The organism is Streptomyces sp. NPDC052682 (assembly GCF_040678435.1).
In the GTDB taxonomy this organism is placed as follows: domain Bacteria; phylum Actinomycetota; class Actinomycetes; order Streptomycetales; family Streptomycetaceae; genus Streptomyces.
Genome location: NZ_JBFATS010000007.1, coordinates 287,699 through 312,814, shown reverse-complemented (window position 1 = coordinate 312,814; position 25,116 = coordinate 287,699). Strand labels below are relative to the sequence as shown.

Annotated in this window: 24 protein-coding genes and 1 tRNA gene; 15 read left to right on the top strand and 10 right to left on the bottom strand. The window is 71.3% G+C overall.

All coding sequences use genetic code 11. The features are described 5' to 3' along the window. Nucleotides 1-91: 91 nt before the first annotated feature. Nucleotides 92-1,915: a glycoside hydrolase family 15 protein gene (locus AB0K80_RS13760; RefSeq protein WP_365669055.1), complete on the bottom strand. Its 1,824-nt coding sequence runs from the start codon at nucleotides 1,913-1,915 to the stop codon at nucleotides 92-94. 238 nt (nucleotides 1,916-2,153) lie between these two features. On the opposite strand from AB0K80_RS13760, the gene AB0K80_RS13755 reads away from it, so the two are divergent. From AB0K80_RS13755 to AB0K80_RS13735, 5 genes are all read left to right on the top strand, one after another. After that, complete coding sequence (locus AB0K80_RS13755; RefSeq protein WP_365669054.1) at nucleotides 2,154-2,993, top strand: glycosyltransferase family 2 protein; 840 nt, start codon at nucleotides 2,154-2,156, stop codon at nucleotides 2,991-2,993. Beyond that, nucleotides 2,990-4,297 carry a glycosyltransferase gene (locus tag AB0K80_RS13750; RefSeq protein WP_365669052.1) on the top strand — a complete coding sequence of 436 codons (1,308 nt, stop codon included), beginning with the start codon at nucleotides 2,990-2,992 and terminating at the stop codon, nucleotides 4,295-4,297. Before AB0K80_RS13755 ends, AB0K80_RS13750 begins: the two co-directional genes overlap by 4 nt. An 8-nt stretch (nucleotides 4,298-4,305) precedes the next feature. After that, nucleotides 4,306-5,655 carry a hypothetical protein gene (locus AB0K80_RS13745; RefSeq protein ID WP_365669050.1) on the top strand — a complete coding sequence of 450 codons (1,350 nt, stop codon included), beginning with the start codon at nucleotides 4,306-4,308 and terminating at the stop codon, nucleotides 5,653-5,655. An 11-nt stretch (nucleotides 5,656-5,666) separates the two neighbouring features. Next, nucleotides 5,667-6,659, top strand: coding sequence for a glycosyltransferase family 2 protein (locus AB0K80_RS13740; protein WP_365669048.1), 993 nt, complete (start codon nucleotides 5,667-5,669; stop codon nucleotides 6,657-6,659). Nucleotides 6,660-6,733: 74 nt separating this feature from the next. Further along, nucleotides 6,734-7,489 carry a polysaccharide deacetylase family protein gene (locus AB0K80_RS13735; protein WP_365669047.1) on the top strand — a complete coding sequence of 252 codons (756 nt, stop codon included), beginning with the start codon at nucleotides 6,734-6,736 and terminating at the stop codon, nucleotides 7,487-7,489. A 10-nt stretch (nucleotides 7,490-7,499) separates the two neighbouring features. Here the strand turns inward: AB0K80_RS13735 and AB0K80_RS13730 are convergent, their stop codons facing one another. The 3 genes from AB0K80_RS13730 to AB0K80_RS13720 are packed head-to-tail and all read right to left on the bottom strand — an operon-like array spanning nucleotide 7,500 to nucleotide 11,886. Continuing rightward, complete coding sequence (locus tag AB0K80_RS13730) at nucleotides 7,500-8,276, bottom strand: glycoside hydrolase family 16 protein (RefSeq protein ID WP_365669045.1); 777 nt, start codon at nucleotides 8,274-8,276, stop codon at nucleotides 7,500-7,502. Nucleotides 8,277-8,314: 38 nt separating this feature from the next. Continuing rightward, nucleotides 8,315-9,997, bottom strand: a complete 1,683-nt coding sequence (locus AB0K80_RS13725; protein WP_365669043.1) for an NAD(P)-binding domain-containing protein — start codon at nucleotides 9,995-9,997, stop codon at nucleotides 8,315-8,317. Nucleotides 9,998-10,056: 59 nt separating this feature from the next. Further along, entirely contained in the window at nucleotides 10,057-11,886 is a 1,830-nt protein-coding gene (locus tag AB0K80_RS13720; protein WP_365669041.1) for a glycosyltransferase, read from the bottom strand. A gap of 266 nt (nucleotides 11,887-12,152) precedes the next feature. Here AB0K80_RS13720 and AB0K80_RS13715 point away from each other — a divergent pair, with 266 nt between their 5' ends. After that, nucleotides 12,153-13,031 carry an alkaline phosphatase family protein gene (locus tag AB0K80_RS13715; RefSeq protein WP_365669040.1) on the top strand — a complete coding sequence of 293 codons (879 nt, stop codon included), beginning with the start codon at nucleotides 12,153-12,155 and terminating at the stop codon, nucleotides 13,029-13,031. 45 nt (nucleotides 13,032-13,076) lie between these two features. On the opposite strand, the gene AB0K80_RS13710 is transcribed toward AB0K80_RS13715, so the two are convergent. Both AB0K80_RS13710 and AB0K80_RS13705 read right to left on the bottom strand, forming a co-directional pair. Next, nucleotides 13,077-14,162 (bottom strand): GNAT family N-acetyltransferase, encoded by a 1,086-nt coding sequence (locus tag AB0K80_RS13710; RefSeq protein WP_365669038.1) that lies wholly within the window; start codon nucleotides 14,160-14,162, stop codon nucleotides 13,077-13,079. A gap of 178 nt (nucleotides 14,163-14,340) precedes the next feature. Next, entirely contained in the window at nucleotides 14,341-15,222 is an 882-nt protein-coding gene (locus AB0K80_RS13705; RefSeq protein ID WP_365669036.1) for an aminoglycoside phosphotransferase family protein, read from the bottom strand. 386 nt (nucleotides 15,223-15,608) lie between these two features. On the opposite strand from AB0K80_RS13705, the gene AB0K80_RS13700 reads away from it, so the two are divergent. Further along, nucleotides 15,609-16,331 (top strand): TetR family transcriptional regulator, encoded by a 723-nt coding sequence (locus AB0K80_RS13700; RefSeq protein ID WP_365669035.1) that lies wholly within the window; start codon nucleotides 15,609-15,611, stop codon nucleotides 16,329-16,331. Nucleotides 16,332-16,587: 256 nt separating this feature from the next. Here the strand turns inward: AB0K80_RS13700 and AB0K80_RS13695 are convergent. Continuing rightward, nucleotides 16,588-16,661 (bottom strand) — tRNA-Pro (locus tag AB0K80_RS13695). 101 nt (nucleotides 16,662-16,762) lie between these two features. On the opposite strand from AB0K80_RS13695, the gene AB0K80_RS13690 reads away from it, so the two are divergent. Together AB0K80_RS13690 and cobF are read left to right on the top strand one after the other, a co-directional pair. Continuing rightward, nucleotides 16,763-17,290, top strand: a complete 528-nt coding sequence (locus AB0K80_RS13690) for a DUF309 domain-containing protein (RefSeq protein WP_365669034.1) — start codon at nucleotides 16,763-16,765, stop codon at nucleotides 17,288-17,290. Nucleotides 17,291-17,424: 134 nt separating this feature from the next. Further along, nucleotides 17,425-18,198: a precorrin-6A synthase (deacetylating) gene (gene cobF / locus AB0K80_RS13685; protein WP_365669032.1), complete on the top strand. Its 774-nt coding sequence runs from the start codon at nucleotides 17,425-17,427 to the stop codon at nucleotides 18,196-18,198. A gap of 18 nt (nucleotides 18,199-18,216) precedes the next feature. Here the strand turns inward: cobF and AB0K80_RS13680 are convergent, their stop codons facing one another. Beyond that, nucleotides 18,217-18,969, bottom strand: coding sequence for a cobalt-precorrin-6A reductase (locus tag AB0K80_RS13680; RefSeq protein WP_365669030.1), 753 nt, complete (start codon nucleotides 18,967-18,969; stop codon nucleotides 18,217-18,219). 140 nt (nucleotides 18,970-19,109) lie between these two features. On the opposite strand from AB0K80_RS13680, the gene AB0K80_RS13675 reads away from it, so the two are divergent. After that, nucleotides 19,110-19,910, top strand: coding sequence for an HAD-IIA family hydrolase (locus AB0K80_RS13675; RefSeq protein WP_365669170.1), 801 nt, complete (start codon nucleotides 19,110-19,112; stop codon nucleotides 19,908-19,910). Here AB0K80_RS13675 and AB0K80_RS13670 read toward each other — a convergent pair. Beyond that, on the bottom strand, nucleotides 19,896-20,669 hold the full coding sequence (locus AB0K80_RS13670; RefSeq protein ID WP_365669029.1) for a sulfite exporter TauE/SafE family protein: 774 nt from the start codon (nucleotides 20,667-20,669) through the stop codon (nucleotides 19,896-19,898). The two genes, AB0K80_RS13675 and AB0K80_RS13670, sit on opposite strands and share 15 nt — an antisense overlap. Nucleotides 20,670-20,767: 98 nt before the next feature. Beyond that, nucleotides 20,768-21,955, bottom strand: a complete 1,188-nt coding sequence (locus AB0K80_RS13665; RefSeq protein ID WP_365669027.1) for a thiolase family protein — start codon at nucleotides 21,953-21,955, stop codon at nucleotides 20,768-20,770. Nucleotides 21,956-22,092: 137 nt separating this feature from the next. Here AB0K80_RS13665 and AB0K80_RS13660 point away from each other — a divergent pair, with 137 nt between their 5' ends. From AB0K80_RS13660 to AB0K80_RS13640, 5 genes are all read left to right on the top strand, one after another. Further along, a complete protein-coding gene (locus AB0K80_RS13660; RefSeq protein ID WP_365669026.1) occupies nucleotides 22,093-22,914 on the top strand; it encodes a lysophospholipase in 822 nt (273 codons plus the stop codon). 79 nt (nucleotides 22,915-22,993) lie between these two features. Then, entirely contained in the window at nucleotides 22,994-23,266 is a 273-nt protein-coding gene (locus AB0K80_RS13655; protein WP_365669024.1) for a WhiB family transcriptional regulator, read from the top strand. Next, nucleotides 23,263-23,748, top strand: a complete 486-nt coding sequence (locus tag AB0K80_RS13650; RefSeq protein WP_365669023.1) for a DNA starvation/stationary phase protection protein — start codon at nucleotides 23,263-23,265, stop codon at nucleotides 23,746-23,748. The genes AB0K80_RS13655 and AB0K80_RS13650 overlap by 4 nt, the downstream gene beginning before the upstream one ends. Before the next feature lie 70 nt (nucleotides 23,749-23,818). Then, entirely contained in the window at nucleotides 23,819-24,163 is a 345-nt protein-coding gene (locus tag AB0K80_RS13645) for a DUF3140 domain-containing protein (RefSeq protein WP_365669021.1), read from the top strand. A gap of 255 nt (nucleotides 24,164-24,418) precedes the next feature. Further along, nucleotides 24,419-25,066, top strand: coding sequence for an endonuclease (locus AB0K80_RS13640; RefSeq protein ID WP_365669019.1), 648 nt, complete (start codon nucleotides 24,419-24,421; stop codon nucleotides 25,064-25,066). Nucleotides 25,067-25,116: the final 50 nt, after the last annotated feature.

The following is a 25,116-nucleotide window of genomic DNA, read 5'->3' as shown; positions in this document are numbered from 1 at the left end:
ATTACTCAGATGGTCATGTGCCGCATCCGGACGGAGACCGCCGGCTCTTGCCGGGGATGCGAACGGAGAGTCAGGCCGGTGCGCGCAGCCCTTACGGGACGGCTCGGATCGCCCCTGCCGGATCGGGCCCCGGCGCCGGTGACAGGGCGAAGGCGGTCTCCACCAGGGCGATGTGGCTGATGGCCTGCGGAGCGTTGCCCAGTTGACGGCCCGCGTCCGGGTCCCACTGCTCCGCGAGCAACCCGACGTCGTTGCGGACGGCGAGGACCCGTTCGAAGGCTTCCCTGGCCTGCCGCGGATGACCGGTCGCCGCGAGGGCGTCGGCGTACCACAGGGAGCAGGCCACGAACGCGCCCTCGCGACCGGGCAGGTCGTCGAGTCCATACGGGCCGGCGCCGCTCGGCGCGTACCGCCGCACGAACCCGTGCCGGGTCAGGTGCCGCATCGCCCGCACCGTGTCACGGACCCGCTCGTCCCAGGCGGGCAGGAAGCCGAGCCGGGGAATCAGCAGGGACGAGGCGTCCAGGGCGGAGGAGCCGTAGGACTGCACGAAGGAGCGCAGCCGCGGATCCCAGCCCTCCTGGCACACCTCACGGTGCACGTCGTCCCGCAGGGCCCGCCACTCGCCGCAGGGCCCGTTCCTGCCGAGCAGCCGGGCCATGCGCAGGGCGCGATCGGCGGCCACCCACACCATGACCTTCGAATGGACGAACTGCCGCCCCTGGCCACGCACTTGCCACAGCCCGTGGTCCGGCTCGCGCCGGTGCCGCTGGAGATAGCCCATCAGCGATTCCACCAGGCTCCACACGTGGCCGGGAAGAGGGATCCCGGCCCGCAACGACCGCCACAGCGTGTCCAGGATCTCCCCGTAGACGTCCAGCTGGAACTGGCCCACCGCGGAGTTGCCGAACCGCACCGGCTGGGATCCCTCGTAGCCGGACAGCCACGGCGCCTCCGTCTCCGGGAGGAGCCGCTGCCCCCCGACCCCGTACACGGTCTGCAGCTGCGCGGGGTCGCCGGCGATGGCGCGCACCAGCCAGTCCAGCCATGCCGCGGCCTCGTCGCGGTACCCGCTGCGCAGCAGACAGGACAGGGTGCGGGCGGAGTCGCGCAGCCAGCAGTACCGGTGGTCCCAGTTGCGCTCGCCGCCGATGCATCCGGGCAGTGAGGTGGTCGGAGCGGCGACGATGCCACCGGTGGGGGCGTAGGTGAGGGCCTTGAGGGTGATCAGGGACCGTACGACGGCCTCCCGCCACGGCCCCTCGTAGCGGCACTGGGCGGTCCAGTGGTGCCAGAAGTCGGCGGTTTCCTTGAGCACCGTCTCCGCGGGGACGGACAGCGCCGCCGGCTCCCCCGGCCGGTGCGACGGCGTCCACGCCAGCGTCAGGGCCAGGCGCCGGCCGGCCGGAACGGTGAAGTCCAGGACGGTCGGGTCCTGCCGGCAGGTCAGCGGCGGCAGCCCGTCGGCGTGCAGCCAGACGGCGTCCGGACCGGCGACCGCGACCGTCCCGAAATTCCCGGCACGGATCCAGGGAACGACCCTCCCCTGGTGGAAGCGCAGCCGCAGCTCGCTGCGCATGGGGGTCGAGCCCGACAGTCCTTCGACGACACGGACCACGCACGGCGCCTGCGTACGCGGCGGCATGAAGTCGATGACGCGCACCGCGCCGGCCCCGCTCTCCCACTCCGTCTCCAGCAGCAGCGTGTCGGGCCGGTAGCGGCGACGGGTACAACGGCCGCCGGGCAGGGGAGCCACCCGCCAGAATCCGTTGTCCTGCGTGCCGAGCAGCGCCGCGAGGCAGGCCGGCGAGTCGAACCGAGGCAGGCAGAGCCAGTCGATCGACCCGTCGCTGCCGACCATCGCGGCGGTCTCCAGGTCGCTGATGAGGGCGTAGTCCTCGATGCGTGGGCTCATGATCTCAACTACGCCGTTGTGCACTGTGCCGTAGGTCGATCGTACCCCTCTTGACCTCTGCACAAAATGCGCAAAGATGTACGTATACGCCATAAACATATGGTGTTCGGGCGAGTCGGCGCCGGGCGCACTCCCTGATGCGACCGACCCCGCTCGCCTCCGCACAGCGGCGATGTGTCCGGTCGCTCATGGCTCGACCGGGCACCCGCCCGTCACACTTCTCGGAGACGGCGAGAACATGAACAGCGACGCTCATGCGACCGGGCATCCCGCTCTCGTCGCGCACACTCGCGATGCCGACCGCGCACAACTCCCGGCCCGCCGGTCCACGGACCGCCCCGCCCAGCCCTGGCGACGTGCGCAGGACCCGCCCCGGGCCACCGTCAGCCTCGTCGTGCCCGCCCGCAACGAGGCCCGCAACATCCCCTGGGTCTTCGAGCAGATCCCGGACTGCGTCGACGAAGTCATCCTGGTCGACGGTGACTCCAGTGACGCCACGGTGCACATGGCCACGTTGTGTCTGCCCACCGTCCGCCACGTCCGGCAGAGCGGCCCGGGCAAGGGCAACGCCCTGCGCACCGGTTTTCTTGCCGCGACCGGCGACTACATCGTGATGATGGACGCGGACGGCAGCATGACACCCGGGGAGATACCGCACTACCTGCACTTCCTCGACAACGGCTACGACTTCGTGAAGGGGTCGAGGTTCATCGCCGGCGGCGGCTCGCTGGACATCACGCGCCTCAGGCGACTGGGCAACCGTGTCCTGCTGGCTGCCGTGAACCTCCTGTATCATGCGTCGCTGACGGATCTGTGCTACGGGTTCTGCGCCTTCCGCCGCAGCTTCCTGGACGATCTCGACCTGCATTCCTCCGGTTTCGAGATCGAGACCGAGATGGTCGCCCACGCGCTGCGTTCCGGCCTGCGGATCGCCGAGGTCCCGAGCCTGGAGCTGCCCCGCCGCAGCGGCCGTTCGAACCTGCACGCCATATCCGACGGCCGCCGGGTGCTGCGGACGTTGCTGTCCGAGCGGCCTGGCGCGGGGTCGGCGGCCCGGTCTCCACGGAGCGCTGGATGACAACCGCTTCCCAGCCGGTCACCGGTGCCCGTTCGGAGACAGGCCGGGCACCCTTCGGCAGCTGGCACGTCCCGGTCGATGTCGTCGACATGGATCTTTCTCGGCCGTGCGAGTTCCGCGCGCCAGGCGGCGACGGCCCCATCCGCCCGCGACGGCCCGTGCTGGCCTTGGTGCGGCTGCGCGGTCACCCACTCGGCATGGTCGCGGCACTCGGTGACCCGGTCCCGGGCGATTCCGCCGCACTGTGGCGGTACCTGGCCGACTCGGCCGGCCGGCTGTCCGCCCCGTCCCCCGCCCACCGTCCCGCAGCCGAGGAACCGCCCGGCCCGCCTCGGGCACCCGTCTGCGCACCTCCGGTCAGCGTGATCGTCGCCACGCACAACAGGCCGCAGATGCTGCGGCAGTGCCTGGATTCCCTGCTGCGGCTGGACTACCCGTCGTTCGAGGTGATCGTCGTCGACAACGCCCCGGCCGATGACGCTGCCGAGCGGCTGGTCCTGGACGAGTACGCAGGACGGGTCCGTTATCTCCGGGAGCCTGTGGCCGGCCTGGCCCACGCGCACAATCGCGGACTGTCCGCCGCCTGCGGCCGCATCGCCGCCTTCACCGACGACGACACGGTCGTCGATCCGGGATGGCTGTCCGCCATCGCCGAGAGCTTTGCCCAGGACTCCGGCGTCAGCTGTGTCACCGGCCTCATCGTCCCGGCCGAACTGCAGACCGCGGCGCAGGCGGCCCTGGAGCACCACGGTCAATTCGCCAAGGGTTTCGCGCCTCGGAGATGGTCCCTGCACGAACCACAGGAAGACCCGTTGTTCCCCTTCACCGCAGGGCGCTTCGGATCCGGCACCAACATGGCCTTCCGCATCACGTCACTGCGCGCACTGGGCGGATTCGATCCGGCCACGGGGACCGGGACCCCGGCACACGGCGGAGACGACCTGCTCGCCTTCTTCCGCGTACTGGCGGCCGGCCACGCCCTTGCCTACCAGCCGGACGCAATCGTCTGGCACCGCCATCGCCGCACACCGGACGCACTGGACAGCCAGGCGTTCGGCTACGGCGCGGGGCTCGGCGCATACCTCACCGGCGCCCTGTTCCACGAGCCCAGGATGATCCCGGGCCTGGTGCGCAGGCTGCCCCGGGGCATCGGGTACGCCGCGCGCCGGGCCCGCGATCAGGCGAGTGCGGGCACCGAAGGGTCCCGGCGTCTGGCGTTGCTGGAGCTGTGCGGGCTGCTGTACGGGCCGTACGGGTATCTGCGCAGCCGCCGTCTGAACCGTGTCGGCAAAGGCTGGGGGTGAGGGCAGACGTGTACGTCCCGCCCGAGATCGGTGACTCCAGGACGGCCGACCCGGCGAACCCGTCGATCGGCTTCGGCTGGCGGCGGCACCTGGCCACCGCCCTGCGGACGGGGATCGCCCGTGTGCTGCCGAGCGAACCCCTGGTGCGCAACGGCCATCTGCTGGCGGTGAGCTCACTCGTCAACGCGGGTGTCGGCTCGGTCTTCTGGCTGCTGGCCACACACTGGTACGAGGACGAGGTCGTGGGAGTGAGCTACTCGGCTCTCTCCGCCTCTCTGCTGCTGGCCAACATCGGCCAGCTCAACCTCAACGACTTCCTGATCCGCTTCCTGCCGTGTTCCGGACGGCACACCCGCAAATTGGTCCTCACCTGCTACGCCGTCAGCGCCTCATGGAGCGCCCTGGTCGCTGTCGCCTTCCTCGCCCTGATTCCCGTACTCGTGCCCAGTCTCGGCTTTCTGCGCAACCCCGCGGTCGGCGTCTGGTTCGTCGTGGCGACCGCCGCGTACACCGTCTTCGTGCTGCAGGACGGTGGTCTGACCGCGCTGCGCCGCCCAGGCTGGGTGGTGGCGGAGAACATGGTCTTCGCCGTGTCGAAGATCCTTCTGCTCGCGGGCGGGGCCGTCCTCGCGCTCCGCTCCGGAATCCTGCTGTCGTGGGCCGGGGCTCTTCTCGTTTCCCTCCTCGTCGCCAACTACCTCCTGTTGCGGAGGGCGGTGCCACCCCACGAGCGCGAGAACCGGGAGACTGCACGCCCGCCACGTCTGCTCAGCTACGCCGCGGCCGACTACGTCGGCTCGCTGTTCCGCATGGCCGCGTACACGCTCCTGCCACTGCTCGTGCTGAACACTCTCGGAGCAGAGCAGAGCGCCTACTTCTCACTCGCCTGGATCATCGGCTACATGCTGTTCCTCGTGGTGCGCAACATGGGCAGCTCGCTGGTCGTCGAGACAGTGCGCCGTCCCGACCGTCTCGTCGAGCAGGGGCTGCGGGTGATCCGTCACTCGGGGATGCTGCTGCTGGTCGGCGTCGGTGTGATCGTGGCGGGCGCCCCCTGGATACTCGCCCTGTTCGGAGCCGGTTACTCCGAGCACGGCACCACGCTGCTTCGCCTGCTGGCCCTGTCCGCGCTGCCCAACCTGGTCTTCAGCCTGGCCGTGGACGTGTTGCGGGCACGCAGGCACATGCGTCTGGTGGTCGCGCTTCAGGTCACCCTGTGCGTCCTGGTATTGGGGATCGCGGGACTCCTTGTGCCGGTGCTCGGCGTGACAGGGGCCGGTGTCGCCTGGCTCATGGCGGAGTGCCTCATCGCCGTGCCTCTGCTGGTCTGGCGTTCTCGATGGCTGGTTCCCACCTGAGGGAGGACAGCATGACCACGACACCCCGCCTGTCGGTGATCGTATGCGCCTACACACTCGATCGCTGGAGCGACCTGCAGGCCGCCATCTCATCGGTACGGTCCCAGCGCCTCCCGGCGGACGACATCGTGCTGGTCGTCGACCACTGCCCGGAGCTCTACCGGATCGCCGGCAGCCGGCTGTCCGGAGTCCGTGTCATCCCCAACGTGGAGCGCAAGGGCCTGTCCGGCGCACGCAACACGGGTGTGGCCGCGGCCGTCGGTGAGGTGGTGGCGTTCCTCGACGATGACGCAACCGCTCATCCCACGTGGACCGACCGCCTGCTGACCCGCTATGACGACCCCCAGGTCGTGGGCGTGGGAGGGCTCGTCCTTCCGCGGTGGCACACCGGCCGGCCGGACTGGTTCCCCCCGGAACTCGACTGGGTGGTCGGCTGCTCGTACCGCGGGCTGCCCGAGGAGCCCGCGCCGGTGCGCAACTTCATCGGAGCCAACATGTCCTTCCGCAGGGCAGAGCTCCTGGCGGCCGGCGGCTTCCGTACCGACCTGGGGCGGGTGGGGACCCGGCCGCTCGGCTGTGAGGAGACGGAGCTGTGCATGCGGATCGCCGCCCGCAACCCTGACGCCGTACTGCTGTACGACCCGTCGGCAGCGGTCCTGCACCGTGTTCCCGCATCACGTGCCAGCTGGTCGTACCTCAGGTCCCGCTGCTACGCAGAAGGGCTGTCCAAGGCTCTGGTCACCCGGCACAGCAATGGAATCGCCGCCCTGTCCAGCGAGCGCACGTATCTCAGGTCCACCATCCCCCGTGCCTTCCTGCGGGCTCTGCGGCCGGGAGGGTCCGCGGCGCCTGTGCGCACCGTCGCGGCGCTGTCCCTGGGTGTCGGGGCCACCGTCACGGGATACGCCGTCGGCCGTGTGCGCGTCCGGTACCCCGCCGGTCCTGCGCTGGGCACGCACACGGAGCCCGGCGACACCACACCGGCGATGGGAAGCCGGACATGACACCTCAGGCCGTCCCCGTCTTCCTCTATCACTCGGTGTGTACGGACCCGCCTTCGTGGATCGCACCGTTCACGGTGCCCCCTCGAGTCTTCGCCGAGCAGCTCGCTCTTCTGGACGCCGGTGGGCTGACGGTCGTTCCCCTGCGGCGCCTCGTGGCGGCGCTGCACGGCGGGCCACCCCTGCCGCCCAGGGCCGCCGCGCTGACCTTCGACGACGGCTTCGCCGACTTCTCCTCCACCGTGGCTCCCCTGCTGGCCGCACGGGCACTGCCGGCGACCTTGTACGTCACCACGGGTGCCCTGCAGGAGCAGGACCGTGCGGCGGGCGGCGGAAGCCGCCTCCCACCCGCCGCCATGCTCACGTGGCGTCAGGTGCAGGAACTGGACACCATGGGCGTCGAGATCGGCGGGCACTCCCGTACCCATCCGCAGCTGGACGCGCTGCCCCGGCGCCGCGCCCGGGAGGAGATCGAGGGCTGCAAGGAGCAGCTCCAGGAGGCACTCGGGCATCGCGTCGACTCCTTCGCCTATCCGCACGGGTACTCCAGCCCGTCGGTCCGCCGCGCGGTGCGTGAGGCCGGCTGGACCTCGGCGGCGGCCGTTCGCCATGGGTTCAGCTCGGCCGCGGACGAGCCCCTGCGCATCGCCAGGCTGATGGTGCGGGCCGACACCAGCCGGGAGCGGTTCCGGTCGTGGACGCTCGGTGCGGGAGCCCCGGTGGCACCGTTCCACGAGGGAATGGGCACGAGAGCCTGGCGGACCTACCGGCACCTGCGGGCCGCCATCGACCGGCCCTACGCGGCGCTGCCCCCGCTGCCCGGAGCGCATTGAGGTCCGCCCCTCACCTCTGCCAGACGCGCACCCAGTCCACCTTCATCTCGGCCGAGTCCACGGACGGGGGCGGGGAGTTCGGCACCCCGACAGCGAGATTGACCAGGACCTCCATGGGGACATGGGGGATTCGCTCCGCGTCAGTCACCCGGAACCGCCGCACACCGTCCACGTACCAGCTCAGCTCGTCGGGGGTCCACAGCAGGGCGAACACGTGGTACTTGGCCGGGAAAGCCTCGGGGCCGTAGGTCCCACGCTCGCTGCGGTCGCCCTCAGGTGTCCGCCAGTGCGTGTACATGAGGACCTGCCGAGTGTTTCCCAAGAACTCCATGATGTCCAGCTCGGGTGGCGTGAAGCGGGACGCCGGCATCATCCAGAACGCCGGGAACATGCCGGCCTGCGGGGGAATCCTGATGGCCGCCTCGAAATACCCGTAGGTGAACGTCCGTCGTGGACGGGCGTCCCAGTAGTCGCGACCGGTCGAGATCATGCCGGACCGCCATGGGTACTTCTCGCCGTCGCTGCCCCGTGTGGTACGTCGCTCGGCCGCCAGGGTCAGGGCCCCACGCCCCACGGACGCCTGGCTGGGCAGGTACCACTGGTCCTCGTCGTTGCCGTTGTTGGTGCACCCTTCCCGATTCCAGTCATAACAGGTGGCCCACCGCTCTGTGTTGAGTTCGGAGCCGTGGAACTCGTCATGGAAGGCCAGGTTCCAGCGGCCCGGAACCGGCGGCTGAGGAACCGTCGGACCACCGCCGCCGCAGGCCGTCGCCAAGGCCAGCGCCATGGCCGCCAGTGCCGGTCCCAGCCGACGGAGAAACACGGCTACCCCCTGTTCCGGGCCACGATCGCGCCGGTGAGGCGGGGGGCGGCGAACCCGGTGCCACCGACGAAACCGAGGAGCGGGCCGAACGTGGGGCCGGCTGCGAGACCGGTGAAGTACAGGCCGGGCACCGAGGACTCGAAACCGGACGAGAGCAGCGGTGCACCGGCAAAGGTCCGCAACGCCTTCCTGAGGTCCGGCTCCAGCAGCCTCAGCCGTTGCACATTGACCCGGTAGCCGGTGGCTGCCAGGACGTGGTCCGCCACGAGTGTCTGCGACAAGCCGTGTGCGTCCGCCAGTCGCAGACGCACCGCCCCGCCTTCCGGCAGCGCGGACAGAAGCGTACGGCCGCGCAGGACGGGAAACCGGCCCTGCGCGCGTTCCCTCAGCCACCAGGCGCCGGCGGGCCCCGGCACACTGCGCAGCAGCTGCAGGCGCACGGGTGCCGGTAGATGGCGGTAGCCCGTCCCGTGGCGGCATGCCAGCTGCAGCCAGCCGCGCCCCAGGGGCGAGTCCGGTTTCAGGCCGCGACGAACGTGGTCGCTGGTTCCGTTCAACGGCGGGGGGTGGTCGAAGCGCACGGTCGCGCTGCGGACGATCACCGTCGGGTGGGCTCCCGCCTCGTGCAGCAGCGTCGCGCTCTCCAGTGCGGACTGCCCCGCGCCCAGGACGGCCACCCGCTGGCCCGCGAAAGCACCGAGATCCCGGTATGCGCTCGAGTGCGAGGCCATGCCCGCCTTGACGCACTCGTGGAGCTCCCCCGGGACGTAGGCGAAGGGAACGGCGCCGGTGGCAAGCACCACGGAGGCGGCGAGCAGTTCCTCACCGGAGTCGAGAAGGAGGCTGAAGCCGCCGTCGGCTGCATGGATCCGCCGTACCCGCCACGGCTCCAGTTCGGGTACCAGGTTCTCCTGGAACCACCGTCCGTAATCGACGTACTCCGCCAAGGGCACCGGACAGCGGTCGCTCACCTGGGGCGTACCCCGTGCCGCACGGAAGTCGGCGAACGTGTACCCGGGCTCGGGCGCCGCGATCGCCGACGCGGCTGCGGCGGTCTTCAGGAGCATGCCCCCGGGCATGTGGACCCGCCAGGACTCCATGGCCTCGCCGAAGATTCTCATCGGTATCCGGGCGGCGCGCAGATGACAGGCGGTCGCCAGGCCGTACGGGCCGGCTCCGACGACGGCGACGGGAAGGCGGCCACCGGACGCCTTGGAACTCCTCGGCGCAGGCCCCCGCGACGGCACGGAGGCACTCCCCGAAACCGCCTCAGCGGCGGCTTGCGCCCGGTCCGTATCGGGCTCGCGCTCCGGATCGGTGACGGGCGCGGTGGGTCCCTCGTTGTCGGCGTGCGGCGCCTGCGGCCGGGCGCTCGCGGGCTTGGGCAACAGAGCCAGGGCGGAGGTGACGGCTGTCAGGGCGATCAGCGCTCGCGTCGGGGTGAACGAACCGCTGAGGTAGAACGGCTCCACGGCGAGGACCGTCAGGCAGCTGCTGAGGACCAGGGCCAGCAACGCGGTCTCCAGGACAGCCGGCCGGCCCTGGTCACCCCACAGTGCCGGCCGGACCCACCGCATGGCCGCCAGCCCCGGGCACAGGACCAGGAACGCCACGGTGATCAGCACCCGCAGGAAGGCCGCGTCCGGCAGGGTGGCCATCACGGTCAGGGCGAGCCAGCCGGACAAGGCCAGAGCGATGCGAAGCGGCCATCTCCAGTGGGGCCTCAGCGGTGTGCGCAGCGTACTCACGGCTCCTGCCTCGCGTCCGGGTTCTGGTACCGGTAGACCACGGCGTCCTTGTTGTCGTAGACACGCACGAATCCCCATGTCTGCGCCATCGCGGACTCCAGCCGCCGCATGGTGTCCGCGGGCAGGGTGCCATTGAGATAGCACGCTGCGGCCTGGGCGCGGCTGAGGACGATGTAGGCCGGCTGGCGCACGGTGGCCCCTTCGATGAACGGTTCCAATCCCTCGAGCGGGTTGCGGACCAGCCGTCGCCTGTCCTTGATGTCCTGTTCGTCGAGTTGGATCCGCGGATGCTTGTCGTAGTTCATCTCCAGACCGGGAACGTCCGCGGTGAGTGAAACGATCAATGAACCAGGCGGCGTCGTGGCCGTGATGAAGCGAGCGGCGGCCACCTCGTCCCTGGTGAAGTAGTTCGCGGCCTCCTTCCCGTAGTAGCCGAAGAGCAGCCCGCCGAGCATCGCCAGGAGCAGCGGGAGGAGAACCACGGCCCGCAGTCGCGGGCGCCTGCCCCACCGGAACAACAGCGCGGAGACCAGGAAGGCGGCCGCGGGCAGCGCGAACAGATAGGCACGGAAGATCATCTCGCCGCCGTAGGAGTTGGCCACCAGGATCGGCAGCGGCGCCAGGACGAGCAGCCACATTCCGGTTCGGCGGATCCAGGGCCGGAGGAGGACCGCGAGGGCCGCCATGAGGAACACGGCAGCGGACAGGCCGCGGTCGATCCAGGAGACCTGCACCTGCCCCGGGGCGGCGGAACCGAGTGCCGCCAGCCCGGAGACGACATTGGCGTCCGGCTCCCTCAGTGCGCCGATGAAGTCGTTCAGGTGGACGGAGACGTACGGCCGCGCGATCGTCGCGTCCCACACCACGGTCAACAGCACCGCCGACCCCAGGACCGGCAGCGCCACACGTCTGTTGCGGCGCACAAGCGACAGCGCGGCGAGCGCGCTGATCATCATCAGCGGTGTGAGCGGGTGCGAACAGACGATCACCGCCTGGATCAGCACGACCGTCACGAGTCTGCCCGCGGGCCAGCCCCTGGACGCCTCTGCCGGGGCTCTCCGCTTCGACGACGGCAACTGATCCATGACGACGGCGATCACCGTGACGAAGAGCAGGAACGCGAACGCCTGCGGCGCGAAGTAGTCCTGCCCCACCCAGGAGCAGGAGTAATAGACCCAGGCAGCTCCCCAGATGAGCCTCCGGTCACGGGTCACGGACCGGAAGAGCAGCAGCAGGGGAGCGAGCAGCAGCGCGTTCAGGACGGGCGGGACCCAGACCGCGTAGCCGAGGGACGACTCCAGGCCCGTGACCTGAACCAGGAAGGCGTTGAGATGGAAGAAGCCCGGCCACTGATCGTAGACGTCGAGTTTCTCCACGCCTGGCACATTGCCGCCGTTGCGCACCATCGCGTCGACGACCGCGACGTGCTTCCACGCCCAGCCGTACCGCAGTGTCGGGTACAGCAGCGTGGGGGTGGCGTGGAGGACCGCGATCAGGCCGAGAACGTAGGCGGCGAACCAGCCTGTCGAGGTGCGCCGGTCGGACAGGGCAGCGCAGAACCCCACTGCGAGCAGGCCCAGGCCGATCCAGAAGAGCACCGGCAGCACCTGCAGCAGGCCGTAGTCGTTCATTCCGGCGAGGTTCACGCTGCGCAAGGACGCCAGCCACAGGATGAGCGCGAGGGGCAGGGCGCCCCGGGCCGCCCACTGGCGCGCTGTGGTGCGGCGCGGCGACTGCGAGGTGGCGGCGGATGCACTGGGGCGCAGCGTCTCGACGCTGGTGTCCGGCGCGCTCCGGCCTTTCGTCAGCGTCGAGCGCTTGTCCATGGGGATGCCTCCCGCACGACGGGTGCGACGACCGCGCAGGGCGCCGGGGTCCAGCGGCGGCCCTTCCGCCGTCGGTCCACGCGCGCTCCCGTTCGGTGCACCAGCAAGCCACGTCGACTCATTCTGGGCATATCCTGCTAAAAGGTAGGTTACTGCCGTTCGATATGCCTGGCAGCGTGGGCAGCGGTCAGGCGCAGGGAGACGCGAGCCGGGTCGGTCCTCAACGGGACGGACCGATCGTCAGAGGGAGAGCAGTGAGACCACGAGTGACGCGCTGCCGTCGGCTGCGGCACCGCACCGGGAAGGCCCTCATCGCCGCGTCGGCGGCCCTGGCGGCGCTTCTGCCGGCCGTGGGGTGCGGTGCGTCGGACAAGAGCGGCGGGGTCCCCAGGCCGGACCATGTCGTGGTGGTCGTCGAGGAGAACCGGAGCTATGAGGACATCATCGGTGCGCCTCAGGCCCCGTACCTCAACCAACTGGCACGGCAGGGCGCCAACCTCACTCAGTTCTACGCCATCACGTATCCGAGCCAGCCCAACTACCTCGCGCTGTTCTCGGGCTCGACGCAGGGTGTGAAGGGAAACGACTGTCCCAACGACTTCACCGGGCGCAATCTGGCCACGGAACTGCTTCAGGCGGACCTGACGTTCGTCGGCTACGCGGAGAGCCTGCCGGCAGCCGGCTACACCGGCTGCACCAGCGGCCCGTATGTGCGGCGGCACAACCCCTGGGTCAACTTCACCCAGTTGCCGACCTCGATCAACCGCCCCTGGACCGACTTTCCACGGGACTTCTCCGACCTGCCGACCGTGTCTTTCGTGGTGCCGAACCTCGACAACGACATGCATGACGGCAGCGTCCGCCGGGCCGACACGTGGTTGCGGGAGAACCTCGGGAACTACGCCCGCTGGGCGATGACGCACAACAGTCTCCTGGTGGTCACCTGGGACGAGGACGAGGGCGGAGAGGACGAGGACAACCAGATCCCGACCATCCTGGTCGGCGAGCAGGTCGAACCCGGCGACTACTCCCAGCCGAACAACTTGTACGGACTGCTGCGCACCCTGCTGGACGCCTACGACCTCGATCCCCTGGGGCACAGCGCCGAGGCCAAGCCACTCGACGTCTGGAAGGACGGCGGATGACCGGGTGCGGCGCTCCCGGGTTTCGCGCGCGCAGACAGCGGCGCGTCACGCATCCTGGAACCGCAGTACGGTCTTGACGAACCTCCGCAGATTGCGCTGGGCCGCGGAGACCGGGAGCCGCTCACGGACATAGCGGGGAGAGGAGTGACTCTCCGCCCCGAAACCCGCCTTGAAGGAAGCGAGAGAGGATCCGGGGCTCGACTCGCCCATGTCGTAGTGCCGGTAACCGGCGGCGCAGGCATCCTCGATCGCCAGCTTCTGCAGCAAAGGATTGACCCGCAGCGGATGGGCCAGGTCGCGGTTCATGGCGGCGCGCCACAGCCGGGCGTGACCGCCATGGCTCAGCACGACGATGGCGGCGGCCGGCTCCCCATCGCACGAGGCCATCCAGATGGTGCACGACTCGCCGAAGCGAGCGGCCACCGCTTCCAGCCGGTTCCTGGGAAACGCCCGCCTCCTGCGCCACCGCGCCAGAGCCAGGGGCTCATGCTGCTGCGCGGCCCAGCGCTCGATCGACTGCTCGTACAAGCTGTAGAACTGCGGAACGAGCCGGCCGGTACGATCGACGTCGACCTCGGCCTTCGAGCGTTCCGCCTTGCGGACCTCGCGCCGAACGTGCCGGTGGAAGCGACGCTCCCAGACGGTGGCGAATCCGCCGTCGAGATCCAGTCTCTGTGTCATGTGGGGCTCCCGCCAGAAGCCCGCAGGCACGGTGCCCTCCCAGACATCGCTGCCTTCCGGCCGGAACCGCACACCGACCCGCAGAGCCGCCAGCCGAGCGAGGTCCTCGAAGACGGCCCTCGCTTCCGCTGGAGCGACCGCGCCGGAGGACAGGGGCCCGCCGATGCCCCAGTCGGCCGGCCAGGACTCCTCCGCATCCAGCCACGCCGCACCCGACCTCCTGCGGACGAGGGGAACGACAATGCGGCTCCCGCTGTCGAACTCGTACAGTCGGCTCGCGTCCCGGTACGGCCCCGTGCCGCACAGGCAGTCGAGCCAGGTGGGTGTCTGGCTGACATGTGCGTCCGCGTCCTGCCTGCTGAGCTGCCACCAGGCTTCTCGTGGTGCCGGAGACGTGATGCGGGCGGCGCCGCCCGGGGTACGGGTCAGGAGTTCAGCAGGTGTGCTCACGGCTTCTCCCACGGGGCGTGGGTTCCGCAAAGCGGCGCTCGCGGTCGAAGGCCCACGTGCCCATGGATCGAGCGTAGACAGGGCGGCGGGGCCGGGCATCTCGAGCGAGGTCCCTGGACCGTACGCTGCCGGGCTTTCCATCCGGTCATGGCATCGCCGTCACTCTCCAACCTGCGGGTCACAGTGGTGCGCGCGCGGCCACCTCGCTGAGCACGGGGACGACGTTGCCGGCGACCCAGCGGTGACTGCGCCCGTACCGCGCCGATTTGGCCACGTTCCCGGCGACATGCCACAGCCACGCCAACAACGTCAGGACGGTCCCGCCCTGGTCATCGGAAGGCAGCGCCCCCGCCTCTGCGAGCAGTCTCCGGTCCTCGGGCAGGAGGGCAGCGTTCCGCACCACATCGGCGACAACCCGGCCGAGCTGCCGCCCTTCGAGCTGATGCCGCACGGTCAGGACGAAGGTGTGACAGTCGAGTGGGGACGGACCGTCGGCGATGGCGCCTCCCCAGTCGATCACTCCGCTCAGTTCCCCCGGCGCACCCCCCAGCAGTACGTTTCCAGGATGAAAATCGCCGTGTGTCCAGGCCACCAGCAGACTTCGCCCGGCCAGGGCACGGACCATCTGTTCGCGCAGTACGGTCATGGCCTCCGCGCCCTTGCCCCGGCGACACCAACGCACTTCCTCGGCCAGGACCGCCAGCCGGGGGTCGATCCAGTCGCCCACCCGAGCCGTCACCTCTTCGGTCCGCCCGGTGGCCTGGTGCAGCTCGCGGATCACCCGGAGAGCGGACCGCGTGACCGGGCGGGCCAGCTGCGGGGAACGCTGCAGCAGCGCGTCGGCTTCGATGCCCGGCAGGCAGGTCTCCACCACCATGGGCAAGGGCTCGCCCAGACGGCACTGCTCCACCACCGGCAGCAGGTGCCGCCACGATCCCAGGCGCTCGTCACACCGCAACTCCCGCACGGCGTCGCACTCGCGCGCCAGCGACGCGGACGCGCGTGTGCTGCGGGGGTGTTTGACCACCACGGGCCGCGTCCCCGCATCGAGGCGGAACACCAGGAGATCGGAGACGGTCCGCCGCGGCGCCTGAGGCTCTCCGTGGCCCACACCCTCGGGGACGAGGGAGTCCGCCAGGCGGCGGGCCACCCCGGCATCCGCAGGACGGGTCAGGAGACCGGCCTGCCGCAGGGGCACCAGACCGCGCAGCTCCGCTGTGAAGAGCATCCGGATCTCCCTTCAGCCCTGTGGATGAAACAGGAGAAAACTGGTTATTTCATCATCCACGCTGCTCGGACCGGGTGCGATTCGACGTGGCGCACCCGGCGGCTGTGACGGTCCGCACGCCGCACACCGGAGTGGCAGAGCAGACCAGCCACGTCCGATCGTGTTTGCATACGCCGCAGAGGGGGAGCGCCCCGATGGCGCACCCTGAGGAGGCAGCAATGGTGAACGGCCCTGAGGCAGGCCAGGCCAGGCGGGCCAGCGACCGCGGCCGCTACGGCCGGCTGAGCCGCGAGCGGGTGCTGGCCTCCGCGCTGGATCTGGTGGACCGGGACGGCCTGAGCGCGCTGAGCATGCGCCGCCTCGGCGCGGAGCTCGGCGTGGAGGCGATGGCGCTCTACCGGTACGCGTCGAGCAAGGACGCCCTGCTGGACGGCCTGGTCGAGGCGCTGTACCTCGAACTGGAGGAACGACTGGCCTCCGAGCCGGAGATCTCCGCCGCGGTTGATTCCCCCGCGTGGCGCAGGGAACTCCATCGCATCGCCCGGACGATGTACGCCGTCTGTCTCGCCCATCCCCAGGCGGTGCCGCTGCTCGCCACGCGCATGCTGGCGGTTCCGCTGACGCGTCGGCCGGCAGCGATCCTCAGGGATCATGAGCGCGTGTTCGTCCTGCTCAGGGAAGCAGGCTTCGACGAGGCCGCCGCCTCCGCCGTCTTCCGGGCCTATACCGCCTGGCTCCTGGGCTATGTGTCCGTCGAGTTGCAGCCCATGGTGGACAACCCGGAGGAGCCCGATCCAGCCTTCCGGCTCGGCCTGCACCGTCTGTCGGTCCAGGAACTTCCCAGACTCCGGCAGACGGCCACCGCGCTCGCCGAGCGGGGCGGACCCGACGGCCTGACGGCCGGACTGGACGCTCTGCTCGACCGCTTCTCATCGGAGTAGGCGGACGTGACGCGGCCGGCAGTTCACCAGCGCGCCGTGCCCGTGTACGGGCAGGTGGACCATGCCGCCCGGAGGAGGCCTGGGCGACCTGCTCCACGCCGAGCGAGCCAAGCCGGTGCCGGCGGGCGGCCGGGTCCGCGCGTGCGATTCCGGAGCGGACCGCGAGGTCACGGCCCGCGCAGTTCACTTCGGACGATGGCCGTCACGCTGAAGGGGACCCCCAGGCTGCTGCCCGCGGAGTCCCCTTCGCGTCGTGTCGGGACGACAGGATTTGAACCTGCGACCCCTTGACCCCCAGTCAAGTGCGCTACCAAGCTGCGCCACGTCCCGATGCGCGGGGCACGCGGTGAGCCGCGTGATCGCGCAGACAGCACTTTACCCCACACTCCCGCCCGGGCCGAAAGCGGATCCCGGCGCGCGACAATCGGCGTATGAGCAGTAGGGGCAGCGAGAGGTTCTCGTCGGGTCGGCCGGTCGAGGCGCGGGACCGTGACAGTGAGGGGCGGGCACGCAACGCCAGGCCGCGGGACGGGCTGGGGCGCCCCCTGCCCTACGGCGCGGACGGTGTGCCCCGGCAGCCCGAGGGTGTCGTACGGACGCCGGAGGAGACCGTCGCCGAGGCGCAGCGACTGCTGGACGAGGGGAAGCCGTTCCACGCGCACGAGGTGTTCGAGGACGCCTGGAAGTCGGGGCCCGAGGAGGAGCGGGAGCTGTGGCGGGGGCTCGCCCAGCTCGCCGTGGGGCTCACTCACGCGGCCCGGGGGAACGTCACGGGCGGTGCGCGGCTGCTTCGGCGCGGCGCGGGCGCGGTGGAGGGGTGGGCCTCGGGGACCCGGCGGTCGCGTCCGTACGGGATCCGGCTAGTGGAGGTTGCCGCCTGGGCACGGGACCTGGCGGAGGACGTGGAGCGAGGCGGGCCCGTCGACGCTGCGGTGCGAGCGCCGCGACTGCGGGCGTAGCGGCCGGTGAGGGGGCCGATCCGCACCGGGCCGTCTCCGGGCCGGTCCGCGGTCCCGGCGGGCGGACTCTCGGCTGTTCCGCCCGCGTGGGACGCGGTGCGCGCGTGGCCGGTGGCGTGCGGCAGACTCGGGTCGTGCGAAAGATTCATGTCATCGGTATCGGCGCGGGCGACCCCGACCAGCTCACCCTCCAGGCGGTCAAGGCGCTGCAGAGCACGGACGTGTTCTTCCTCCTCGACAAGGGCGAGGTGAAGGCGGACCTCACCCGGCTCCGCCGGGACATGCTCGACGCGCACATACCGGATCGGTCCTACCGGGTGGTGGAGGCGCGCGACCCGGAGCGGGACCGCAGTGCCGGCGGTGCGGCCTACTCCCCCGCCGTCGGGGACTGGCGCAGCGCCCGCGCGGACATCTACGAGCGGCTGATCGCCGAGGAACTGGGCGAGGAGGAGCGCGGCGCGTTCCTGGTGTGGGGGGATCCGTCGCTGTACGACAGCACCCTCGGGATTCTGGAGGAGGTGCTGGCCCGGGGCACGGTGGCCTTCGAGTACGACGTCGTGCCGGGGATCAGCAGCGTCTCCGCGCTGGTCGCCCGGCATCGGACGGGGCTGAACCGGGTCGCCCGGCCCGTGCAGATCACCACCGGACGGCGGCTGGCCGAGGGCTTCCCGGACGGGGTCGACGACGTCGTCGTGATGCTCGACGCGCACCAGACGTTCCGGAAGTACGCCGACCAGGACATCGACATCTACTGGGGCGCCTACATAGGCACCCCGGACGAGATCCTCGTCTCCGGGCCGATCGCCGAGGCCGCGCCCCGCATCGAGCGGCTGCGGGCCGAGGCGCGGGAGCGCAAGGGCTGGATCATGGACACGTACCTGCTGCGCCGGAAGCCGACGCAGGAGTAGCCGGGCACCAGGGGGACTTCAGCTCACCGCAAGGTCCAGCCACCTCAGCGCCTGCGCGACACCGGCCACCACGGGCACCCCCTCCGGCACGGCCGGCCGCCGTACCACCACGACCGGCAGGCCGAGGTCCCGGGCCGCCGTGAGCTTCGCGGCCGTGGCCTCTCCCCCGCTGTCCTTGGTCACCAGGACGTCGACGCGGTGTTCGCGCAGCAGGGACGTCTCGCCGGCGACGGTGAACGGTCCGCGCGCCAGCAGAACCTCAGTGCGCGGCGGCATGGGAGGGTCGGGGGGTTCCACGGACCGTACGACGAAGTGGAGGTCCGCGAGGTGCGCGAAGGCGGCCAGGCCCAGGCGGCCGGTGGTGAGGAACACCCGGCGGCCGAGGCTCGGCAGCAGGCCGGCCGCCGCGGCCAGGGAGGGGACGGGGTGCCAGCGGTCGCCCGGGCCCGGCTGCCATCCGGGACGGCGCAGCACCACCGCCGGTACACCGGTCGCGGCCGCGGCCCGCGCGGCGTTCGCGGTGATGGCCGCGGCGAAGGGGTGGGTGGCGTCGACCAGGGCGTCCACGTGCTGCCGGCGCAGCCAGTCGGCCAGTTTGTCCGCGCCGCCGAAGCCGCCGACGCGTACGTCTCCGGGGAGCGCCCCGGGCCGTGCCACGCGGCCCGCGAGGGAGGTGGTGACGCGTACGCCGGGGCGGCCGGCCAGGGCCTCGGCCAGTTCGCGGGCCTCGGTGGTGCCGCCGAGGACGAGGACGTGCGGGGTCGGGGGCATGGCGTCGAGGCTACGGACCTGCGCCGCCCCGCGATACGCGGGGTCGCCCCGGGACACGGACGGGCCGGCTCCACCTGCCCCAGAGGTACGGTTCGTGCGCGGTTCCCGGGCGGGACGGCTATCGTCCGGACATGGGGTCCATGACGTCCGTGCGGGGCGTGCTGATCGACATCGACGGGGTGCTGACCGTCTCGTGGCAGCCGCTGCCCGGGGCGGTGGAGGCGTTGCGTGAGATCCGGTCGGCCGGGCTCGGTGTCGCCCTGGTGACCAACACCACGTCCCGCACCCGGGCGTCGATCGCGGCGGCCCTCGCCGAGGCGGGCTTCCTGGTGTCGGCCGAGGAGATCCTGACCGCGCCCGCCGCCACGGCCGCGTACCTGGCCCAGCGGTACCCGGACGCCCGGTGTGCCCTGCTGAACAGCGGCGACATCGCGGAGGACCTCACCGGGGTGACCGTCCTCGACCCGGCGGACAGCGGTACCGTCCCCGATGTCGTCCTCGTCGGCGGCGCCGGGCCGGAGTTCGACTACGCGGCGCTGGACCGGGCCTTCGGCCATCTCCAGCGCGGCGCCCGGCTGGTGGCCATGCACCGCAACCTGTACTGGCGTACGGACGAGGGGCTGCGGCTCGACTCGGGCGCGTTCCTCGTAGGGCTCGAGCAGGCGGCCCGTACCGAGGCCGAGATCACCGGGAAGCCGTCGCCGGCGTTCTTCCGGGCGGCGCTGGACCGGCTGGGTGTGGCGGCGGAGCAGGCGCTGATGATCGGGGACGACATCGAGTCCGACGTGCTCGCGGCGCAGCGGGCCGGGCTCACCGGCGTGCTCGTCAAGACCGGCAAGTACCTGCCGGAGACCCACCGCGCCGCCAGTGGGACGCCCGATCACGTGATCGAGTCCTTCGCGGAGCTCCCGGCCCTGCTACGGACGTCAGCGCAGGAGTAGCTGGAGGGCGCCCACCACGGTCGCCGCGATCACGAGCTGTTCGAAGAGCCGCTGGTTGACCCTGTTCACGGCCCACTTGCCGAACAACGCGCCGGGCACCACGAACACCGCGAGCGCCGCGTCGAGGAGCAGGGAGCGGCCGTCGATCAGGCCGAGACCGGCGCTGAAGGGCAGCTTGGAGATGTTGACGATGAGGAAGAAGAAGGCAGAGGTGCCGAGGAAGCCGAGTTTGCGGAAGCCCGCCGAGAGCAGGTACATCGACATCACCGGGCCGCCCGCGTTGGCGACCATGGTGGTGAAACCGCCCAGGACTCCGTAGGAGCGGGCCTTGACGCGGCCCGCCCGGGTGACGACCGCGTCCGGTTCCTCCTCGGTCGCGGCCCGGCGCCGGCGCCACAGCGTCACTCCCGCCATCAGCAGCAGGATCGCGCCGATGGAGGTCCGTACGATCCCGTCGTCGGCCCACATCAGGAACAGCGTGCCGACCACCACCCCGGCCGCGACCGCGGGGAACAGCCGCCACAGCGTGGGCCAGTGGGCGTGCCGACGGTAGGTGAGGACGGCGAGGACGTCCCCGGCGATCAGGACCGGCAGCAGGACGCCGGTGGAGGCCCGGGCCGGCAGCACGGCGGCGAAGATGGCGAGGCTGACCGTGTTGGCGCCGCTCACCGCGGTCTTGGAGAAGCCGACGAGCAGGGCCGCGAAGGCGAGTGCGGCGAACTCCCAGCCGGTGAGGTGCCAGAGCGTCATCGTGTTCATGCGGACACCGATGCTATGTCCGGACAACCGGTGCCCGTAAGGACCGTCTCGCCAGATGGCCCCGCAAGCCGCCCGTCGTACGCGGCAGGGCAGGGTGCCTAGTGACGTTCCACCAGCACCGCGCTGCCCTGTCCGACGCCCACGCACATCGTCGCCAGCCCCCGCGCCGCCCCCGTACGCCGCATCCGGTGCAGCAGCGTCGTCAGGATCCGGGCGCCCGAGCAGCCGAGCGGATGGCCCAGCGCGATCGCGCCGCCGCTCGGGTTGACCCGTTCCGGGTCGATGCCGAGCTGGTCCACGCACGCCAGCGCCTGCGCCGCGAACGCCTCGTTGAACTCCGCCTCCTCGATGTCGGCGATCGTCCACTCGGCGCGGGCCAGGGCCTTGCGGGTGGCGGGGACCGGGCCGATGCCCATCACGTCGGGGTGGACACCGGCCGAGGCGCCGGCGACGTAGCGGCCCAGGGACTCCAGGCCGAGGTCGTTGAGGGCCTCCTCGCTGACCAGGAGCAGGCCGGCGGCGCCGTCGTTCATCGGGGAGGCGTTGCCCGCGGTGACCGTGCCGCCCACGCGGAAGACCGGCTTGAGCCGTGCCAGCTTCTCCAGCGAGGTGTCCTCGCGGACGCATTCGTCGCGGTCGACGACCACGCCGTCGGGGCGTTCCACCGGCAGCAGCTCGTCGTCGAAGTGGCCGTCCTCGCGGGCCCGGGCGGCCAGCCGGTGGCTGCGCAGGGCGAACTCGTCCTGCCGCTCGCGCGCGATGCCGTACCGCTCGGCGACCTCCTCCGCCGTCTCGCCCATGGACAGCAGGCCGTGCAGGTCCTCCATCGCCGGGTTGACCAGGCGCCAGCCCAGCCGGGTGTCGTAGGTCTCGACGCGGTGCGGCAGGGCCTCGTCGGGGCGGGGCAGGACGAACGGGGCGCGGCTCATCGACTCCGAGCCGCCGGCGACGACGATGTCGGCCTCGCCCGCGGCGATCGTACGGGCGGCCGCCGTCACGGCCTCCAGACCGGAGGCGCACAGCCGGTTGACCGTCGCGCCGGGCACCGACTCGGGCAGGCCGGCCAGCAGCGCGGCCATGCGGGCCACGTTGCGGTTGTCCTCGCCGGCCTGGTTGGCGGCGCCCCAGTAGACATCGTCGATGCGGGCCGGGTCGAGGGCGGGCACGTCGGTGACGAGGGCGCGGATCACGGCCGCCGCGAGGTCGTCGGGCCGGACCGTGGACAGGGCTCCGCGCAGCTTGCCGATGGGGGTGCGGCGGGCGGCCGCGAAGTGGACGGGACGCACGAGGGAACTCCTGACCGTCATCGCTCAGTCATGGCGGCACCACCAATTAATTAGCACCGCTAGTTTCGGACTATAGACGGCGCACCGGCTCGCTGGGAAGATCCGCCGGGAGTTCACCCCGTCATCCCGGAGGAGCCATGGCCGACGCCCGCGAGCACGTCCTGACCGGCACCCGGGGCGCAATCCACGTCCGGGAGTGGCCGTGCCCCCGGCCACGGTACGTCGCCCTCGTCGTGCACGGGTACGGGGAGCACGCCGGCCGGTACGAGGAGCTCGCGCGGGTGCTCACCGGACACGGCGCCGCGGTGTACGGCCCCGACCACATGGGCCACGGAAAGTCGGCGGGCGAGCGGGTGCTGATCGACGACTTCGAGGAGGTCGTCACGGACGTACGGGCCGTGGCCCAGCTGGCCGCGGGCGCCCACGCCGGACTGCCGGTCGTGATGATCGGGCACTCCATGGGCGGCCTGATCGCCGCCCGCTACGCCCAGCGGTACGGCGCCGGACTGGCCGCCCTGGTGCTGTCCGGGCCGGTGATCGGCCGGTGGGAGACGCCCGGGCGGCTGCTCGCCCACGCCGACACCCACGGCGCGATGCCGGACGTCGCGGTCGGCCCGGCCGCGCTCTCCCGCGATCCCGCGGTGGGCGCCGCGTACGCCGCGGACCCACTGGTGTGGCACGGGCCGATGAAGCGGCCGACGGCCGAGGCGTTCGCGCGGACGCTGGAGACGGTCGCCGAGGCCGGTGCGGTGCGGGGCCTGCCGGTGCTGTGGCTGCACGGGGACGACGACCGGCTGGTGCCGCTGCCCGGGAGCAGGACGGGGGTCGAGGAGCTGAGCGCCGGCGGGGCGACCGTGCGGATCTTTTCCGGCGCCCGGCACGAGGTGTTCAACGAGATCGGCAGGGAACTCGTCTTCGCGGACCTGAAAGATTTCCTGGACACCGTTCTCGGGGGCTGAGTGACGCCTGGCACCGCCGCGACGCCTGGCATCGCCGCGTTCGCGTTTGCACCGGTTCGCCGGGGGCACCCGCGCCCGCATGGACTGGTTGCGGAGAGCCGCGTGCGTGGGCGAGGACCCCGAGTTGTTCTTCCCCGTGGGCACCAGCGGCCCGGCGCTGCGCGACATCGCCGCCGCAAAGAGCGTCTGCTCCCGCTGCGAGGTGGTGACCGACTGCCTGTCCTACGCGCTGGGCAGCGGCCAGGCCTCGGGCGTGTGGGGCGGGACCTGCGAAGAGGAACGCGTGGAGCTGCTCCGCACCTGTAGAGCCGGCACGTCCAGGGACGACACGAGAAGGAGAAGCGCTCGATGACATCGGTCGTGAGGAGCACCCTGCCCGAGGAGGCCCGCCGGGTCACCTGCGAGGCGCTCCAGGACACCCTGGTCGACCTGCTCGGCCTCTCCCTCATCGGGAAGCAGGCGCACTGGAACATCGTCGGACCGAGGTTCCGCTCGATCCACCTCCAGCTCGACGAGGTCGTCTCCACGGCCCGGACGTACGCCGACACGGTCGCGGAGCGCTCCTCCGCGCTCGGCGTCCCGGTGGACGGCCGCCCGGAGACGATCGCCAAGGCCTTCAGCCTGCCCGCCCCCAAGGAAGGCTGGGTGCGCGACGGGGAGGTCGTGCAGGTGATGGTGGAGTCGCTGGAAGCCGCGATCAGGCGGCTGCGCGAGCGGATCGACGCCACGGAGAAGTCCGACCCGGTCACGCAGGACCTGCTGATCGGTATCACCGCCGAGCTGGAGAAGCAGCGGTGGATGTTCGACGCCGAGAACTTCCCGCGCGAGGGCTGACGGGCTGACGGACCCCTGCGGGTCCGGCGCCGACGGCCTCGTGAGCACGTACGTACGGAAGGGGCACCCGATGACCGACGCCCTCGAACTCGACGCGCTGTGGGAGGACTTCCACCGCGTGGTGAACATGACCTCGGCCGAGCTGGCGGCCTGGCTGCGGGTCCGGGACGCCAAGGAGCAGGCCGAGCCGCTGCCGCAGGAGGCGGGCACGCCCACCGGGCAGCACGTCCTGGCCATCCTGCAGAAGCGGCGCACCGACCTCACCGCGGACGACATCCGCGTGATGCGGAAGGTCGTGGACACGGTCACCGCGCAGGCGGACCTGGAGAACGAGCCGGAGACGGAGACGACGGACGAGGACACCCGCCGCCGGCACCGGCTGATGACACTCGGCCACGATCCGCTCAAGCCGTAGCGCGTGAGCCGGTCGGGGCGCGTGCATCTGAACCGGTCGGTCGGGATGCGGGTCCGTGTGCCGTTCGCGGCGCAGGGCCCGCACCGTGCCGTTCATGGCGCAGGGCCCGCACCGGCTGGTCACGGCGCAGGGCCGTCAGCCGGTCAAGGCGCAGGACCGGGAACCGGTCAGGGCGGCAAGGCCGTCAGCCGGTCAGGGTGGCAGGGCCGTGAATCCGTCACACCGCAGGACCGTGAACCGCTCAGGGGGCACGCCGTGAACCGCGACGAGCGTGTCGTGCGCGCACTCGTCGGCGCGCACGGACAGACGTACGCCCAGGAAGCGGGCATCCGGCTGAAGGACAGCCCGCAGCCGCTGTACCGGCTGCTGGTGCTGGCGCATCTGCTCAGTGCCCGCATCCGCGGATCGGTCGCGGTGGCCACCGCCCGTGAGCTGTACGAGGCGGGGCTGCGCGATCCGCGCCGGATGGCGGGGGCAGCCTGGCGAGAGCGCGTGGACGCACTCGGCCGGGGCGGCTACCGGCGCTACGACGAGCGCACCGCCACCCAGCTCGGTGACGCCGCCGCGCTGCTGCTGGAGCGGTGGGGCGGCGACCTGCGGCGGCTGCGCGCGGACGCCGGCGGCGAGGTCCGCGAACTGCGGCGGCTGCTGCAGGAGTTCCCGGGCGTGGGCCCGGCCGGCGCGGACATCTTCCTGCGTGAGGCGCAGCTGGTGTGGCGGGAAGCCGCCCCGTACCTGGACCGCAAGGCCCTCCAGGGGGCGGAGCGCCTGAGGCTGCCGGTGGACGCGGAACGGCTGGTGAAGCTCGCGAAGGACACCGAACCGGCCTCGCTCGCCGCCGCGTTGGTACGGGCGGCGATCGACAAGGAGGTGGCCGAAGACGCCCTCCGCCGCGCCGGATGATGGTGTCAGACTGCTGACAGCCCCGTCGGCGCGCAGTCCGCCGGCCCCCA

Excerpts from the sequence above, each read along its gene's own strand:
- AB0K80_RS13690 (WP_365669034.1), top strand. The coding sequence starts at position 16,763 with ATGAGCAGTAGGGGCAGCGAGAGGTTCTCGTCGGGTCGGCCGGTCGAG.
- AB0K80_RS13755 (WP_365669054.1), top strand. The coding sequence starts at position 2,154 with ATGAACAGCGACGCTCATGCGACCGGGCATCCCGCTCTCGTCGCGCAC.
- AB0K80_RS13750 (WP_365669052.1), top strand. The coding sequence starts at position 2,990 with ATGACAACCGCTTCCCAGCCGGTCACCGGTGCCCGTTCGGAGACAGGC.
- AB0K80_RS13680 (WP_365669030.1), bottom strand. The coding sequence starts at position 18,969 with ATGCCCCCGACCCCGCACGTCCTCGTCCTCGGCGGCACCACCGAGGCC.
- AB0K80_RS13670 (WP_365669029.1), bottom strand. The coding sequence starts at position 20,669 with ATGAACACGATGACGCTCTGGCACCTCACCGGCTGGGAGTTCGCCGCA.
- AB0K80_RS13740 (WP_365669048.1), top strand. The coding sequence starts at position 5,667 with ATGACCACGACACCCCGCCTGTCGGTGATCGTATGCGCCTACACACTC.
- AB0K80_RS13700 (WP_365669035.1), top strand. The coding sequence starts at position 15,609 with ATGGTGAACGGCCCTGAGGCAGGCCAGGCCAGGCGGGCCAGCGACCGC.
- AB0K80_RS13730 (WP_365669045.1), bottom strand. The coding sequence starts at position 8,276 with ATGGCGCTGGCCTTGGCGACGGCCTGCGGCGGCGGTGGTCCGACGGTT.
- AB0K80_RS13645 (WP_365669021.1), top strand. The coding sequence starts at position 23,819 with ATGACCGACGCCCTCGAACTCGACGCGCTGTGGGAGGACTTCCACCGC.
- AB0K80_RS13675 (WP_365669170.1), top strand. The coding sequence starts at position 19,110 with ATGACGTCCGTGCGGGGCGTGCTGATCGACATCGACGGGGTGCTGACC.
- AB0K80_RS13655 (WP_365669024.1), top strand. The coding sequence starts at position 22,994 with ATGGACTGGTTGCGGAGAGCCGCGTGCGTGGGCGAGGACCCCGAGTTG.
- AB0K80_RS13650 (WP_365669023.1), top strand. The coding sequence starts at position 23,263 with ATGACATCGGTCGTGAGGAGCACCCTGCCCGAGGAGGCCCGCCGGGTC.
- AB0K80_RS13720 (WP_365669041.1), bottom strand. The coding sequence starts at position 11,886 with ATGGACAAGCGCTCGACGCTGACGAAAGGCCGGAGCGCGCCGGACACC.
- AB0K80_RS13660 (WP_365669026.1), top strand. The coding sequence starts at position 22,093 with ATGGCCGACGCCCGCGAGCACGTCCTGACCGGCACCCGGGGCGCAATC.
- AB0K80_RS13760 (WP_365669055.1), bottom strand. The coding sequence starts at position 1,915 with ATGAGCCCACGCATCGAGGACTACGCCCTCATCAGCGACCTGGAGACC.